We start from the raw sequence: 15,002 nt of genomic DNA on the forward strand, positions 1-15,002 counted from the left end.
GCTGCCGTCGGAGTCGGTGCCACTGTTGTAGTGGTTGGTCATCACGTAGATCTTCGACGTGATGCCGTCCTTGACGAAGTCCTGGCTCAGCGCGAACTCACCGTAGAAGTCGCACTCGTTGCCCAGGCGGTACTTCATGCCGGCCGAGCCGCCGTTCAGCGCGTAGCAGGCGCGCGAGGTGTTCTTCGAGGTCAGGCCGGGGCCTGCGCGGAAGTAGCCGCCCCAGTCGAGTGCTTGTGCCGACGGCAGTGCCAGCAGCGTGGTCGCGGCAAAGGCCGTGGCCGAGAGCAGCGCACGCGGCACCGCGCCGCGACGGGCAGTTTCAAAACGATTCATCGTGAGTCTCCAGGATGTTATCGACCGATCAACACGATCGGACAGGAAGGCGCAGGCAATGGACAGCCTGCGCAAGGGAAAGGTCTCGCGTACGGTTGCGCGAACAAGGCACACGGCGCGCAGGCGCAGCGGCGATGGATTCAGTCAGGAAGCAGCGTGGCCACGGCGACCTTCGAACAGTCGCTGCAGCAGGCAGAAGACAAACAGCAAGGCACCGATGACGATGCGGGTCCACCACGAACTCAGCGTGCCGTCGAAACTGATCAGGGTCTGGATGATGCCCAGCGTGAGCACGCCGAACAAGGTACCGGCCACGTGACCGACGCCTCCAGACAACAGCGTGCCGCCTATCACCACAGCGGCAATCGTGTCCAGCTCCAGCCCGGTCGCATGCAGGCCATAGCCCGAGAGCATGTAGAAACTGAAGACCACGCCGGCGAGCGCCGAACAGAAGCCGCTGAGCGCATAGACCTGCACCGTGGTGCGTGCGACGGGCAGGCCCATCAACAGCGCCGAATGCTCGCTGCCGCCAATCGCATAGACGGTGCAGCCAAACGCCGTGCCGTGCGCGACGAACAGGCCGGCCGCGACGACCACCAGCGCAATGATGGCGCCGACCGACAGCGAAGCGCCTTCCCACAAGGAGAAGCGCGCCTGCGAGATCTCGCCGAAGGTCTCGTCGGCCATGCTGATCGAGTCGATGCTGATCAGGTAGCACAGGCCGCGCGCCAGGAACATGCCGGCCAGCGTGACGATGAAGGGCTGGAGCCGGAAGCGCTGGATCAGGAAGCCCTGCACCGTGCCGAAGACCAGGCCCATGGCCAGCACCAGCGGGATGACCGCCGTCGCGCTCCAGCCGTGGCGCTCGACCAGCGTGGCCTCGACCATGGTGGTGAGCGCGATGACCGAGCCGACCGACAGGTCGATGCCGCCGGCCAGGATCACGAAGGTCATGCCGACCGCGACAATCAGCAGGAAGGCGTTGTCGATCAGCAGGTTCAGGAAGACCTGGGCCGAGAAGAAGCCGGTGTAGGCGATCGAGCCGTAGGCGGCCATCACGCCGAACAGCAGGATGGTCAGCGCCAGCGGCAGTTGCTCGGCGCGCAGGCGCAGGCCGCGGCGCTGTGGGGCCGGTACCGGTGCCGGGGGCACGGCTTGCAGCCTCGGCGGCTCGGCCCGTTCGATGGGAGGTGTCGTCATTTGAGGTACCGCGCTCACGCTGCGCTCCTCGCCGCAGGCCGTACCGCAATGCTGCGCAGCCAGGCACGGAAGTCCGGCGACTGCAGCAGCATCACGACGAAGACCACCGCGGCCTTGACGACCAGGTTGACCTCGGGCGGCACGCCGATGGAGTAGATGGTGGAGGTCAGCGTCTGGATGATCAGCGCGCCGATGACGCTGCCAGCCAGCGTGAAGCGGCCGCCGGTCAGCATCGTGCCGCCCAGCGTGACGGCGAGGATCGCGTCCAGCTCCATCAGCTGGCCGGCGTTGTTGCCGTCGGCGCTTTTCACATTGCTGCTCAGCAGCAGCCCGGCGACACCCGCGGCCAGGCCGCAGAAGCCGTAGACGCAGACGGTGATCAGCCGCTGGCGCACACCGGCAAGCCGCGCGGCCGCCGGATTCACGCCAATGGCCTGGATGAACAGCCCGAGCGCGGTGCGCGTGAGGGCCAGCTGCAGCACGACCCACATCGCCGCGACGACAAACAGCGCAAAAGGCAGGCCGAACAGGAAGCCGCCGCCGAGGAAGAAAAACGGCGGGTAGTAGACGGTGATGATCTGCCCGCCGGTGACCAGCTGCGCAACACCGCGGCCGGCCACCATCAGGATCAGCGTGGCGATGATGGGCTGGATGCCGGCACCGGCCACCAGCACACCGTTCCAGAGGCCGCAGAACAATGCCACGCCCATCGCGCAGGCCAGCGCCAGCCACATCGGGAAGCGGCTCAGGTAGACCGGCGCGCCGTCCTGCATCACCAGCTGGCCGCCGATCATCCAGGCGGCGACCGCGGCGCTGATGGCGACCACGGCGCCAACCGAGATGTCGATGCCGCGGGTGGCGATGACCAGCGTCATGCCGAGCGAGACGATGGCCAGCGGGGCTGCGCGGTTCAGGATGTCGATGATGCTGCCGTAGAGGTGGCCGTCGCGCCAGCGCAGCTGCCAGAAGCCGGGGTTGAAGCTGGCATTGACGGCCAGCAGCAAAACCAGCGTGACCAGTGGCCAGAACAGGCGATGGGAAGTGAGCCGCTTCATGCCGGCACTCCGGCAATCATGTCGGCAATGGCGACTTCGCTGCTGCCGCCGGGCAGTTCGCCAGCCTTGCGCCGGTCGCGCATCACGGCGATGCGGTCCGACAGGCGCGAGATCTCGTCCAGCTCGGCCGAGATGAACAGCACGGCCAGGCCTTCGGCGGCCAGCATGCGGATCTTGTCCATGATGTCCTGCTTGGCGGCCACATCAATGCCGCGCGTGGGTTCGTCGAGGATCAGCAGCGCCGGCTCGGTGGCCAGCCAGCGCGCGAGCAGCGCCTTTTGCTGGTTGCCGCCGGAGAGCTGGCTGATCGGCATTTCAGCGTCGGCCGCCTTGATGCCCAGTTGCTGGATGAACTTCTCGGCCAGCTGCTGCTGGCGGCGCGTGCCCAGGTTGCGCCAGATGCCCAGCCGGGCCTGCAGCGCCAGCGCGATGTTTTCGCGGATCGACAGGTCGGCGACGATGCCTTCGGCCTTGCGGTCCTCCGGGCACATCGCCAGGCCATGGCGCACGGCCTGCGTGGGCGAGCTGAGCGCCAGCGTTTCGCCGCGCAGCTTCAGCGTGCCGCTGTCGGCCTTGTCCAGGCCAAACAGCAGCCGCGCGAGTTCGGTGCGGCCGGAGCCCAGCAGGCCGGCCAGGCCCAGCACTTCGCCGGGCCGCAGGTCCAGGTCCAGCGGTTGCACCGCGCCCTTGCGGCCCAGGCCCCGCGCGCTGAGCAATGGCTCCACCGCGCTGGGCGCGGCACCGGCCCGCACGGCACCCGTGCTGGCCGTGAAGGCGCGGCCGATCATGGCGCTGATCAGCGCTGGCGCGTCCAGGTTGGCCGGCAGGTATTCGCCCACGTATTCGCCATTGCGCAGCACGGTGATGCGGTCGGCCAGCTCGTAGACTTCGTCCAGGAAGTGGCTGACGAACAGGATCGCCAGGCCTTGTTCGCGCAGCTGGCGCAGCACGCCAAACAGGCGCGCGACTTCATCGCGGTCCAGGCTGGAAGTGGGCTCGTCGAGGATCAGCACCTTGGACTCGCCGTGCAGAGAGCGCGCAATCGCCACCATCTGCTGCACCGCGACCGGGAAACTGCCCAGCACGCGACTCACGTCGATGTCCAGGTTCAGCCGGGCCAGCAAGGCGCGCGCATCCTCCTGCATGCGCCGCCAGTCGATGCGCCACGCACCCTTGGCGCCATGGCGGGGGTAGTGGCCGGCGAAGATGTTCTCGGCCACCGAGAGATTCGGGCAGAGGTTCACTTCCTGGTAGACGGTGTTGATGCCCAGCGTCTGCGCGTCCCGCGGCGTGGCCGCGGCGACCGGCGTGTCGCCCAGCAGCATCTCGCCGGCGTCCACCGGGTAGACCCCCGTGAGCACCTTGATCAGCGTGGACTTTCCGGCGCCGTTCTGGCCCATCAGCGCATGCACCTCGCCCGCCCGCAGCGTCAGGTTGACATTGCGCAGCGCCTGCACCGGGCCGAAGCGCTTGCCGATGCCGGTGAGTTGCAGCACCACGGGGGCCGAGGACGACGCGGTCATGGCACTCAGCCCTTGTTCTTGTTGTAGACGTCGACGCAGACCGCCGCGAGCAGCACCAGGCCCTTGATGACCTGCTGGTAGTCGATGCCGATGCCGAGGATGGACATGCCGTTGTTCATCACGCCCATCACGAAGGCGCCGATCACCGCACCCATCACGCGACCCACGCCGCCCGAGGCCGAGGCGCCGCCAATGAAGCAGGCCGCGATCACGTCCAGCTCGAAGCCCAGGCCGGCCTTGGGCGTGGCGGTGTTCAGCCGCGCAGCGAAGACCAGGCCAGCCAACGCGGCCAGCGCGCCCATGTTGACGAAGGTCAGGAAGGCCAGGCGTTCGGTCTTGATGCCCGACAGGCGCGCGGCCTTCTCGTTGCCGCCCAGCGCGTAGATGCGCCGGCCCAGCGTGGTCCGGCTGGTGACGAACTCGTAGAGCACCATCAGCACGAACATGATGATCAGCACGTTCGGCAGGCCCTTGTACGAGGCCATCAGCCAGGCCAGCGCGATCAGCAGGCCGGCGAAGATCACATTGCGCAGCACGAAGAGCACCAGCGGCTCGATCTCCATGCCGTGGCGGTGGTGGTGCCAGCGTTCGCGCAAGCCGCTCACCGCCATCAACACCGCGACGACCACGCCGAGCAGCAGCGAGGTGACACGCATCTCCTCGCCACCGAACACGTCGGGGATGAAGCCGGAGCTGAGCTTCTGGAATTCGTCAGGAAACGGGCCGACCGACTGGCCATTGAGCAGCGCCAGCGCCAGGCCCTTGAAGACCAGCATGCCGGCCAGCGTGACGATGAAGGACGGGATGCGGAAGTAGGCGACGAACCAGCCCTGGGCACCGCCGATCACCGCGCCGACGATCAGGCAGACCAGCGAAGCGGCGACGAAATTCCAGTTGTAGTCGACCATCAGCACCGCGGCCAGCGCGCCGATGAAGCCGCAGACCGAGCCGACCGACAGGTCGATGTGGCCCGACACGATCACCAGCAGCATGCCCAGCGCCATGATGACGATGTAGCTGTTCTGCAGCACCAGGTTGGTGAGGTTCAGCGGCTGCAGCAGCGTGCCGTCGGTCACGTACTGGAAGAAGCCCATGATCACGATGAGCGACATCAGCATGCCGTACTCGCGCAGGTGGTGCTTCAGGAAGCGCGCAGCGGACGAAGCCGCGGGTGCGGCGTTGGTGCGGAGGGGGGTGTTGGTTTCAGGCACTGCGGACATGGCGTTCGGTACGCGAAGCATTGACGATGGCATGCATGATCTTTTCCTGAGAGGCTTCCGCCGCAGGGAACTCGGCGACGAACTCGCCCTCGTTCATCACGTAGACGCGGTCGCACATGCCCAGCAATTCGGGCATCTCGGAAGAGATCATGAGGATGGCTCGGCCTTCTTCGGCGAGTTGGGCGATCAGGCTGTAGATCTCGAACTTGGCACCGACATCGATGCCGCGCGTGGGTTCGTCCAGGATCAACAGCGTGGGGTTGGCAAACAGCCACTTGGCCAGTACGACCTTCTGCTGGTTGCCACCCGAGAGGTTCAGCACCTGCTGCTGGACGCCCGAGCAGCGGGTGGCCAGCTTGCGGCGGTATTCGCTGGCGACGTTGAATTCTTTTGCTTCGTCTATCACCCCCGCCTTGGCCACGCCAGGCAGGTTGGCCAGCGAGGTGTTGCGGGCGATGCTGTCGCCCATCACCAGGCCGAGAGACTTGCGGTCCTCGGTCACGTAGGCAATGCCGTGGCCGACGGCTTTCTGCACCGTGCTGACGTCGACCTCCTGGCCGTCCATCTTCACGCTGCCGCTGATGCGCCGCCCCCAGGAGCGGCCGAAGACACTCATCGCCAGCTCGGTACGGCCAGCACCCATCAACCCTGCAATGCCGACGATCTCGCCACGGCGTACGTTCAGGTCCACGCCCTTGACGACCAGCCGGTCCGAGTGCTGCGGGTGGTAGACGCGCCAGTCGCGCAGCTCGAAGACGGTGTTGCCGACCTTCGGCGTGCGGCGCGGGTAACGGTCGGCCATTTCGCGGCCCACCATGTGGCGGATCACCAGGTCCTGCGACGGCGGGTTGTCGCGGCAGTCCAGCGTCGCGACGGTGGAGCCGTCGCGCAGCACGGTGATCGAATCGGCAACCTTGGCGATCTCGTTCAACTTGTGCGAGATCAGGATGCAGGCGATGCCCTGGGCCTTGAGCGCCAGCAGCAGCTCCAGCAGCGCGTCGCTGTCGGTCTCGTTGAGGCTGGCGGTCGGCTCGTCGAGGATCAACAGCCGAACTTCCTTGGCCAGCGCCTTGGCGATCTCGACCAGCTGCTGCTTGCCCACGCCGATGTCGGTCACTCGGGTGGACGTGGATTCGTTCAGGCCCACCTTGGTCAGCAGCGCGCGCGCCTGCTGGTGGACCTGGCCCCAGTCGATGACGCCGTGTTTCGCCGGTTCGTTGCCGAGGAAGATGTTCTCGGCAATGGACAGCAGCGGCACCAGCGCCAGCTCCTGGTGGATGATGATGATGCCCAGCTGCTCGCTGTCGGCGATGCCGGCAAACTCGCGCGCTTCGCCGTCGAAGACGATGTCGCCTTCGTACGAGCCATGCGGGTAGACCCCGCTGAGCACCTTCATCAGGGTTGACTTGCCGGCGCCGTTTTCTCCGACGACGGCATGGATCTCACCGGCGCGCACGCTCAGGTTCACATGGTCCAGCGCCACCACACCGGGAAAAGTCTTCCGGATGGCGCGCATGTCTAACAAGGATTTACTCATACGAATTTCGCGTGTGCGCAGGTGAGCAGTCAGCACATCAGTGCAGCTGGCTTTCCTTGTAGTAGCCGCTGTCGACCAACGCCTGCTTCCAGTTCGAGCTGTCGACCGAGATCGGCTTGAGCAGGAACGAAGGCACGACCTTGACGCCGTTGTTGTAGGTCTTGGTGTCGTTGATCGGGGGCTGCTTGCCCGACAGCAGCGCGTCGGTCATGCCCACCACCACCTTGGCCAGTTCACGCGTGTCCTTGAACACGGTGGCGCTCTGTTCGCCGCGCAGCATGGACTTGACCGAAGGAATCTCGGCGTCCTGGCCGGAGACGATGGGGCAAGGCTGCGAAGCGGTGCAATAGCCCACGCCCTTCAGCGACGACAGGATGCCGATCGACAGGCCGTCATACGGCGACAGCACGGCATTGACCTTGTCCTTGCCGTAGTAGGCCGACAGCAGGTTGTCCATGCGGGCCTGGGCCACCGCGCCGTCCCAGCGCAGCGTGCCGACCTTGTCCATGCCCAGCTGCTTGCTGCGCACGACCAGCTTGCCGCTGTCGATGTAAGGCTTCAGGACCGACATCGCGCCGTCGTAGAAGAAGAAGGCGTTGTTGTCGTCCGGCGAGCCACCGAACAGCTCGATGTTGAACGGGCCCTTGCCGGCCTTCAGGCCCAGCTTGTCGACGATGGCGCCGGCCTGCAGCACGCCGACCTGGAAGTTGTCGAAGGTGGCGTAGTAGTCGACGTTCTTCGAGCCCTTGATCAGGCGGTCATAGGCGATGACCTTGACGCCCTTGTCGGCCGCCTTCTGCAGCGCGTTGGACAGCGTGGTGCCGTCGATCGCGGCGATCACCAGCACCTTGGCACCCTTGGTGACCATGTTCTCGATCTGCGCGAGCTGGTTCGGGATGTCGTCGTCGGCGTACTGCAGGTCGGTCTTGTAGCCCTTGTCCTTGAAGTACTTGACCATGTTGTCGCCGTCGGCGATCCAGCGGGCCGAGGACTTGGTCGGCATCGAGATGCCGATCGGGCCCTTGTCCTGCGCGGCAGCGGGCTGCAGCCAGCCCAGGGTCGCCATCAGGCCGGTGGCCAGCAGCAGTGTGCGTTTGTTCATCAACTTCATGTTCATGTCTCCAGTTTCATTTCAGAGAGCCCCCCTGACCTGTCGCATGGCGCCAGGTCCCCCGAGGGTCCGGATGGCCGCGGGCCAGGCCCGCGATCATCCGACCAAAGCTCAATACTTGCGGCTGGGGAATTCCTTGGCCGCGACTTCCATCGGGAAGATGGATTCCTGGGTGACGATGCGCTTGGGCAAGGTCTTGCCGGCCTTCAGGTCCTGAGCGGCCTGCATCAGCTGCGGGCCCAGCAGCGGGCTGCACTCGACGCTGACGTTCAGCTTGCCGGCAATCATCGCTTCGAAGGCGCCCTTGACGCCATCGATCGAGATGATGGTGATGTCCTTCGCCGGCTTCAGGCCGGCTTCCTCGATCGCCTGGATCGCACCGATGGCCATGTCGTCGTTGTGCGCGTACAGCACATTGATCTTCTTGCCCTCGGCCTTCAGGAAGGCTTCCATGACTTCCTTGCCCTTGGCACGGGTGAAGTCGCCGGTCTGCGAGCGGATCACCTTGAACTTCGGGTCGGCCTTGATGATTTCCTCGAAGCCCTTCTTGCGGTCGATGGCCGGGGCAGAGCCCACGGTGCCTTGCAGCTCGACGATGTTCACATCACCGGTCGAGCCCTTGGTCTTCTCGACCAGCCAGCGGCCGGCCTTGCGGCCTTCTTCCAGGAAGTCAGAGCCCATGAAGGTGACGTACAGCGAGTCGTCCTTCACGTTGACGGCGCGGTCGGTCAGGATCACCGGGATCTTCGCGGCCTTGGCTTCGCGCAGCACGGTTTCCCAGCCCGATTCCACCACCGGCGAGAAGGCGATCACGTCGACCTTCTGGGCGATGAAGGAGCGCAGCGCCTTGATCTGGTTTTCCTGCTTCTGCTGCGCGTCCGAGAACTTCAGCTCGATGCCGGCGGCAGCCGCGGCGGCCTTGATCGACTCGGTGTTGGCGGTGCGCCATTCGCTTTCTGCGCCGATCTGCGAGAAGCCCAGCACCAGCTTCTTGTCGGCGGCCAGCGCGCCCAGCGGCAGGCCTGCCGAGAGCGAGGCGGCGCCGATGGCGGTGAGCACGGTGCGGCGGTTCATGCGGTTCATCATGTCTGTCTCCTTGTGGTTGCTTTGACGGAAATCCGGGATCAGGATCAATGAGCACCTTCACCCTGGCGGGCTTGGGTTTTCAGCCCCTGCGGGCGGCCGGGCGGTGCTCATGCCCGGGACACGGTGGCCGCCGGCCGGGTGGCGGCGGGAATGGTGAAGAACTCGGCGGCCCGGCGGCCCAGCGCCCGCCCACCGGCAATCGACGCCTGCAAACCAGTGGCCTGGCGCATGGGCAAAGGCAGAAGCTGGACCTTGGCCCGCCGCGTGGCGGCGCGTTGGCGCACGCCCTCCCCAATCGCCGCGGAGCCTGCGAAGCAGACCGCAGCAATGAGGGGGCTGTCGACCAGGGTTTGCCCCACCAGACGGCCGCTGCCCATCACCAGGTTGAATACCCCTGCGGGTAAACCCGCACGGCTGATGATTTCGGCCAGCGCCCAGCCGCAAGCCGAGGCCCGTTCGGCCGGCTTGAAGACCACGGTGTTGCCAAAAGCCAGCGCCGGGGCGATCTGTTCGGCCGGAATGGCCAGCGGGAACTGCGACGGCGCGATCAGCGCGACGGCACCGACGGGCGTGCGCGCCGCCACGGCACGCGCCGAGGGCTTGCCGGCCGCGCGTTCGCCGCCCGCCTGACGCAGGACTTCGTCTGCAAAGAAGCGGAACAGCTGGCCGGCCCGGGCCGCTTCGGCCTGCGTTTCCTCTACCGGCCGGCCCTCTTCCCGTGCCATCAAGCGGGCCAGCTCGTCCTGCCGCACCAGCAGCTCGGCGGCAATGGTCGAGAGCACGTCGGCACGGCGCTGCGGTTCGCTGTCGGCCCAGCTGCGGCGCGCCTGATCGGCGGCACGCGCGGCGGCCTCGGTCTGGATCGCGTCGGCGCGGGCGAACTCGGCCACCACGTCGCCCTGCAACTTCGGGTTTTCGCTGACGCCCAAGGTCACGCCGGTTTCCCAGCGGCCATTGATGAACAGCTTCAGCGTGGCTTGCATGGCAGCGGCGCGCTCAGCTCGCTTGCAAGAAGCGGCGGGCGCTGCCGGGCGTGGCAACGAGGTCCGGAAATCGGCACATCGACGAGGTCTCCTGCATCTTGTAGTCCGGGCAAATCGCCCTGATCACAGTGGTCTTGTTTGGCGCGCATGGTACGAAGCTGAGCGATATCTTTCTAATAGATTTACAAGCAGCATCCATATACGATCAGGCATATGTCCTCGTCGACCAACTACACCCACTGGTTCATCCGTGCGCGCCTGAAGACGCGCCAGCTTCTGCTGCTGGTGGCGATGGAGGAAGAAGGCAACATCAACCGGGCTGCACAGGTGCTGAACATGACGCAGCCGGCCGCTTCCAAGCTGCTCAAGGAGCTGGAGGACATGCTGGAGGTACAGCTGTTCGACAGGTTGCCGCGCGGCATGCGGCCGACCTGGTACGGGGAAACCATGATTCGCCACGCGCGCATGGCGCTGGCCAACCTGTCGCAGGCACACGACGAGATCGAGGCGCTGAAGGCCGGCCGCTATGGCCAAGTCAGCGTGGGCGCCATCACCTCGCCCGGCATGAGCCTGCTGCCGCCGGCGGTTGCGCTGGTCAAGGAAGAGCATCCCAGCCTGCGCATTTCCTTGCAGATCGAAACCAGCGACGTGCTGATGGAGCGGCTGCAGCAAGGCAAGCTTGAAATGGTGATCGGCCGCCTGTTCGAGCGGCACGACAAGTCGGACCTGCGCTACGAGGCGTTGGTCGAGGAGCCGGTCTCGGCCGTCGGGCGGCCCGGCCACCCGCTGCTCAGCGTGCCGCGGCTGACGCTGCGTGACCTCGTCGGCTCGGGCTGGATCGTGCCGGCGGCCGGCAGCGTGCTGCGGCACCGCTTCGAGCTGATGTTCCAGGAAGAAGGCCTGGACGCGCCGGTGAACCTGGTCGAGACCAGCGCGCTGCTGTTCACCACCAAGATGCTGCAGCAGAGCGACCTGCTGGCCGTGGTGGCGACGGACGTGGCCCGCTACTACGCCGAGCATGGCCTGTGCGCGATGCTGCCCATCCAGCTGCCTTGCAAGATGGACGCCTTCGGCCTGATCACCCGCACCGACCGGCTGCTGTCACCGGCGGCGAAGGTGATGTTGCGCGCCCTGAAGGGCACCGCCAATGCCATCTATGGCACGCAGTTCGACCTCACGGGCTTGAACTAGCTCGGTCCACCGTCCCGCGCACCGCATCTCATGCGCAGATCCTCCTGCAGCCATGTCGAAACGGATATGCAAGAGGCTTGATTCTTTATTTTTCCTGTATCAGTGCGCGGGGATAGGATGCGCCGCGTCAAGCTCAGGAGACAAGATCAATGGACAGCAAAAAGAAGCCCGTGCGCCGCAGCCAGGGTTGGTTCGGCCGGCAGGACCGGGACGGTTATGTGCACCGCAGCTGGATGAAGAACCAGGGCTACCCGGACGACCTGTTCGACGGCCGGCCCATCATCGGCATCTGCAACACCTGGAGCGAACTGACGCCCTGCAACGGCCACTTCCGTGAGCTCGCGGAGTTCGTCAAGCGCGGCGTGTACGAGGCCGGCGGCTTCCCGCTGGAGTTCCCGGTCATGTCGCTGGGCGAGACCCAGCTGCGGCCCACCGCGATGCTGTTCCGCAACCTGGCCAGCATGGACGTGGAAGAGTCGATCCGCGGCAACCCGATCGACGGCGTGGTGCTGCTGATGGGCTGCGACAAGACGACGCCATCGCTGATGATGGGCGCGGCCAGCTGCGACCTGCCGACCATCGGCCTGTCCGGCGGCCCGATGCTGAACGGCAAGTTCCGCGGCCAGGACATCGGCTCGGGCACCGGCGTGTGGCGCATGAGCGAGATGGTGCGCGCCGGCGAATTGACGCAGGAAGAATTCACCGCGTCCGAGAGCTGCATGCACCGCTCCAAGGGCAGCTGCATGACCATGGGCACGGCCTCGACGATGGCCTCGATGGTCGAGGCGCTGGGCATGTCCCTGCCCGAGAACGCCGCCATTCCCGCGGCCGACACGCGGCGCAACCGGCTGGCGCAGCTGACCGGCCGGCGCATCGTCGAGATGGTCAAGCAGGACATCCGCATGTCGCAGATCCTGACCCGCGAAGCCTTCGAAAACGCCATCCGCACCAATGCCGCGATCGGTGGCTCCACCAACGCGGTGATCCACCTGCTGGCCATCGCCGGCCGCATGGGCGTGGAGCTGAAGCTGGAAGACTGGGACCGCCTGGGCGCCGAGATCCCGTGCCTGGTCAACCTGCAGCCCTCCGGCCACTACCTGATGGAAGACTTCTGCTACGCCGGCGGCCTGCCGGTCGTGATGAAGGAGATCAGCTCGCTGCTGCACCTCGACCAGCCCACGGCCAACGGCAAGACCATCGGCGAGAACATCGCCGAGGCCCAGTGCTGGAACCCCGAGGTCATCAAGACCATGGTCGAGCCCTTCAAGCCGGCCGCCGGCATTGCGGTGCTCAAGGGCAACCTGGCGCCCAATGGCGCGGTCATCAAGCCCTCGGCCTCCTCGCCGCACCTGCTCAAGCACCGCGGCCGCGCGGTGGTCTTCGAGAACATCGAGCACTTCCACGCCCGCATTGACGACGACGCACTGGACATCGACGAACACTGCGTGATGGTGCTGAAGAACTGCGGCCCGCGCGGCTACCCCGGCATGGCCGAGGTCGGCAACATGCCGCTGCCGCCCAAGGTGCTGAAGAAGGGCATCACCGACATGGTCCGCATCTCGGATGCCCGCATGAGCGGCACCGCCTACGGCACCGTCGTGCTGCACACCTCGCCCGAAGCCGCGGCCGGCGGCCCGCTGGCGGTCGTGCGCGACGGCGACATGATCGAGCTCGACGTGCCGGCCCGCCGCCTGCACCTGGACATCAGCGACGAAGAGCTGGCCAGCCGCCTGGCGCAATGGCAAAAGCCCGTGTCGCCCGAACGTGGCTGGTACAAGCTTTACGTCGAACACGTGCAGCAGGCCCACCTCGGCGCCGACCTGGACTTCCTGGTCGGCGGCAGTGGCGCCCCCATTCCACGTGATTCACACTAGGCGTCCCACCACCGTTTCGCCAGGCCGATCATGAGCACCACCGAAGCCCCTCGCCTCCTGTCCGAACCCCGCTGCGCCTGGGCTGCCGGCGCCACGCTCGGGGAAGGCACCTGCTGGTCGCCTTCCGAGCAGGCGCTGTACTGGGTCGACATCCTCGGCCAGCAGCTGCACCGCTGGGTGCCGGCGACCGACGCCAAGCAAAGCTGGGACTTCGACGACACCATCAGCGCGGTGGCCGAGCGGGCCACGCAGCCTGGCCTGGCCATCACGCTGCGCCGCGGCCTGGCGCTGTTCAACCCCAAGGACCGCGCGCTGCAAGTGCTGGACGCGCCCGAGCCCGAACTGCCCGGCAACCGCTTCAACGACGGCAAGTGCGACGCACAAGGCCGCTTCTGGGGCGGCACGATGGACTTCGCCTGCGAAGCGCCCACCGGCTCGCTGTACCGCTTCGACGCCGCCGGCCAGGCCACGCTGGCGCTGCAGGCCAACTTCCCGGTGACCAACGGCCCGACCTGGTCGCGCGACCAGCGCACCATGTTCTTCAACGACACGGTGCACCGCAAGGTCATGGCTTATGCGTTCGACCCGGTCACCGGCGAAGTCGGCGCCGGCCGCGTGTGGCTGAAGTTCAGCGAGAGCGACGGCCACCCCGACGGCATGACCAGCGACGCCGCCGGCCGCCTGTGGATCTGCCACTGGGGCGCTGCCTGCGTGACCTGCCACGACCCGGTGACAGCCGCCGAACTGCTGCGTGTGCCCTTGCCCACCGACCACATCACCAATGTCGCTTTCGGCGGCCCGGACCTGACGACGCTGCACATCACCAGCGCCCGTTTCGGTCTCAGCGAAGCCCAGCTGGCGGCACAACCGCTGGCTGGCGCGCTGTTCACGGTCGAGACGAACGTGACCGGGCTGCAACCCAACCGCTTCGCTGGCTGAACTCCCCGAGGCGTGCAGCCGCCTGGGTCAAGCCATCAGGCGAACTCGTCGGCGTCCGCTTCCGCCTCCGGCCAGAGAGCAGGGAAATAGAAGCGCAAGGCGTGCAAGGGCATTGCGAAGCGCACCTTGCCCTGCGGGCTGTCAGACGACAGCAGTCCCCGCCTGAGCAGCGCCGACAAGGCCGATACCGCGGTGCGGTCGCCCAGGCCTGTCATGGTCTTGAACTCCCCGCGCTCAAGTTCGCCGCCAGTGAGAAAGAGGTAGTGCAAAGGCCGCAGCACTTCGCGCCGCACGCCCGACTTTAGGATTTTTTCCTCGTGGGTCAGGCAGGCTGCCAGCCGGCTCTCCATGCTGGACAAGTCCAGCAAGCGAGCCATGAAGTTCACCTGATCCTGGCAGACCTCGAGCACATATTCGATCCAGGCCACCAAGGCCTGTTCACTCAGGTTGCCACGCCCGTCCAGATCGCCTCGGCGCGCCGAATCGGCATCCGCAAGCAAGGCGTAGTAGCGGTCTGCGCTGCGGGCAAAGCCGCGCAGTGGCGACCACAAGCCGCCGGTATAGCCCAACGCATGCAGCACGGCGTGGGTGTGCAAGCGCATCACGCGGCCATTGCCATCCACGAAAGGATGAATCCATCCCAAGCGCTGGTGGGCAGCCGCCAGTGCCAGCAAGGACGCCTCGCCCCGACGCACCCCACCATAGCGTGATCGGCTGGCTGCTCAGCGAAAGCGCGGCGCGCGCCAAGTCATGCGCGCGCGCCAGCAAAGGCTCTTGCTGGCGCTCCGAAGGCAACAAGGGCTCGAATTGCTGGGGTGAGTCATACAAGCTCATTTGCGAACATTGTGACTCACCCATCCTGTTGATGCGAAACGAAGATTACTGCTTCTCGCGCACTTCGTTGCGCACTTCATTGCGCACGTGGTTACGGCATTTCAACCGCCCCA

12 protein-coding genes and 1 pseudogene are annotated in these 15,002 nt (G+C 66.2%); 3 read left to right on the forward strand and 10 right to left on the reverse strand.

Translation table 11 applies throughout. The features are described 5' to 3' along the window. The 9 genes from ACAH41_RS00650 to ACAH41_RS00690 all read right to left on the reverse strand — a co-directional run. Window positions 1-336 (reverse strand): carbohydrate porin (locus ACAH41_RS00650; RefSeq protein ID WP_325648836.1); only part of this gene is annotated, 336 nt, incomplete at its 3' end. A gap of 144 nt (window positions 337-480) precedes the next feature. Next, window positions 481-1,536 carry a galactofuranose ABC transporter, permease protein YjfF gene (gene yjfF, locus ACAH41_RS00655; protein WP_325648838.1) on the reverse strand — a complete coding sequence of 352 codons (1,056 nt, stop codon included), beginning with the start codon at window positions 1,534-1,536 and terminating at the stop codon, window positions 481-483. Window positions 1,537-1,550: 14 nt separating this feature from the next. Continuing rightward, entirely contained in the window at window positions 1,551-2,591 is a 1,041-nt protein-coding gene (locus ACAH41_RS00660; RefSeq protein ID WP_325648840.1) for an ABC transporter permease, read from the reverse strand. Further along, window positions 2,588-4,114, reverse strand: coding sequence for a sugar ABC transporter ATP-binding protein (locus tag ACAH41_RS00665; RefSeq protein WP_325648841.1), 1,527 nt, complete (start codon window positions 4,112-4,114; stop codon window positions 2,588-2,590). Before ACAH41_RS00665 ends, ACAH41_RS00660 begins: the two co-directional genes overlap by 4 nt. 5 nt (window positions 4,115-4,119) lie before the next feature. After that, entirely contained in the window at window positions 4,120-5,334 is a 1,215-nt protein-coding gene (gene mmsB / locus ACAH41_RS00670; protein WP_325648843.1) for a multiple monosaccharide ABC transporter permease, read from the reverse strand. Further along, window positions 5,318-6,850 (reverse strand): multiple monosaccharide ABC transporter ATP-binding protein, encoded by a 1,533-nt coding sequence (mmsA, locus tag ACAH41_RS00675; RefSeq protein ID WP_325648845.1) that lies wholly within the window; start codon window positions 6,848-6,850, stop codon window positions 5,318-5,320. Before mmsA ends, mmsB begins: the two co-directional genes overlap by 17 nt. A gap of 58 nt (window positions 6,851-6,908) precedes the next feature. Next, a complete protein-coding gene (chvE, locus tag ACAH41_RS00680; protein ID WP_325648846.1) occupies window positions 6,909-7,982 on the reverse strand; it encodes a multiple monosaccharide ABC transporter substrate-binding protein in 1,074 nt (357 codons plus the stop codon). A 111-nt stretch (window positions 7,983-8,093) separates the two neighbouring features. Then, window positions 8,094-9,065, reverse strand: coding sequence for an ABC transporter substrate-binding protein (locus ACAH41_RS00685; RefSeq protein ID WP_325648893.1), 972 nt, complete (start codon window positions 9,063-9,065; stop codon window positions 8,094-8,096). 110 nt (window positions 9,066-9,175) lie between these two features. Next, entirely contained in the window at window positions 9,176-10,051 is an 876-nt protein-coding gene (locus ACAH41_RS00690) for an aldehyde dehydrogenase family protein (RefSeq protein ID WP_325648848.1), read from the reverse strand. Window positions 10,052-10,264: 213 nt separating this feature from the next. On the opposite strand from ACAH41_RS00690, the gene ACAH41_RS00695 reads away from it, so the two are divergent. The 3 genes from ACAH41_RS00695 (at window position 10,265) to ACAH41_RS00705 (ending at window position 14,055) form a co-directional block, all read left to right on the forward strand. Further along, window positions 10,265-11,242 (forward strand): LysR family transcriptional regulator, encoded by a 978-nt coding sequence (locus ACAH41_RS00695; protein WP_325648849.1) that lies wholly within the window; start codon window positions 10,265-10,267, stop codon window positions 11,240-11,242. 149 nt (window positions 11,243-11,391) lie between these two features. Then, window positions 11,392-13,116: an IlvD/Edd family dehydratase gene (locus ACAH41_RS00700; protein WP_325648850.1), complete on the forward strand. Its 1,725-nt coding sequence runs from the start codon at window positions 11,392-11,394 to the stop codon at window positions 13,114-13,116. Between the two features lie 30 nt (window positions 13,117-13,146). After that, window positions 13,147-14,055 carry an SMP-30/gluconolactonase/LRE family protein gene (locus tag ACAH41_RS00705; RefSeq protein WP_325648851.1) on the forward strand — a complete coding sequence of 303 codons (909 nt, stop codon included), beginning with the start codon at window positions 13,147-13,149 and terminating at the stop codon, window positions 14,053-14,055. Window positions 14,056-14,090: 35 nt separating this feature from the next. Here ACAH41_RS00705 and ACAH41_RS00710 read toward each other — a convergent pair. Further along, window positions 14,091-14,759, reverse strand: a pseudogene (locus tag ACAH41_RS00710) (Fic family protein); the annotation flags it as partial. Window positions 14,760-15,002: the final 243 nt, after the last annotated feature.

The organism is Ideonella sp. (genome assembly GCF_041287625.1).
Classification (GTDB): domain Bacteria; phylum Pseudomonadota; class Gammaproteobacteria; order Burkholderiales; family Burkholderiaceae_C; genus Ideonella.

Coding starts and splice junctions, on each gene's coding strand:
- yjfF (WP_325648838.1), bottom strand. CDS start 1,536: ATGACGACACCTCCCATCGAACGGGCCGAGCCGCCGAGGCTGCAAGCC.
- ACAH41_RS00660 (WP_325648840.1), bottom strand. CDS start 2,591: ATGAAGCGGCTCACTTCCCATCGCCTGTTCTGGCCACTGGTCACGCTG.
- ACAH41_RS00665 (WP_325648841.1), bottom strand. CDS start 4,114: ATGACCGCGTCGTCCTCGGCCCCCGTGGTGCTGCAACTCACCGGCATC.
- mmsB (WP_325648843.1), bottom strand. CDS start 5,334: ATGTCCGCAGTGCCTGAAACCAACACCCCCCTCCGCACCAACGCCGCA.
- mmsA (WP_325648845.1), bottom strand. CDS start 6,850: ATGCGCGCCATCCGGAAGACTTTTCCCGGTGTGGTGGCGCTGGACCAT.
- chvE (WP_325648846.1), bottom strand. CDS start 7,982: ATGAAGTTGATGAACAAACGCACACTGCTGCTGGCCACCGGCCTGATG.
- ACAH41_RS00685 (WP_325648893.1), bottom strand. CDS start 9,065: ATGAACCGCATGAACCGCCGCACCGTGCTCACCGCCATCGGCGCCGCC.
- ACAH41_RS00690 (WP_325648848.1), bottom strand. CDS start 10,051: ATGCAAGCCACGCTGAAGCTGTTCATCAATGGCCGCTGGGAAACCGGC.
- ACAH41_RS00695 (WP_325648849.1), top strand. CDS start 10,265: ATGTCCTCGTCGACCAACTACACCCACTGGTTCATCCGTGCGCGCCTG.
- ACAH41_RS00700 (WP_325648850.1), top strand. CDS start 11,392: ATGGACAGCAAAAAGAAGCCCGTGCGCCGCAGCCAGGGTTGGTTCGGC.
- ACAH41_RS00705 (WP_325648851.1), top strand. CDS start 13,147: ATGAGCACCACCGAAGCCCCTCGCCTCCTGTCCGAACCCCGCTGCGCC.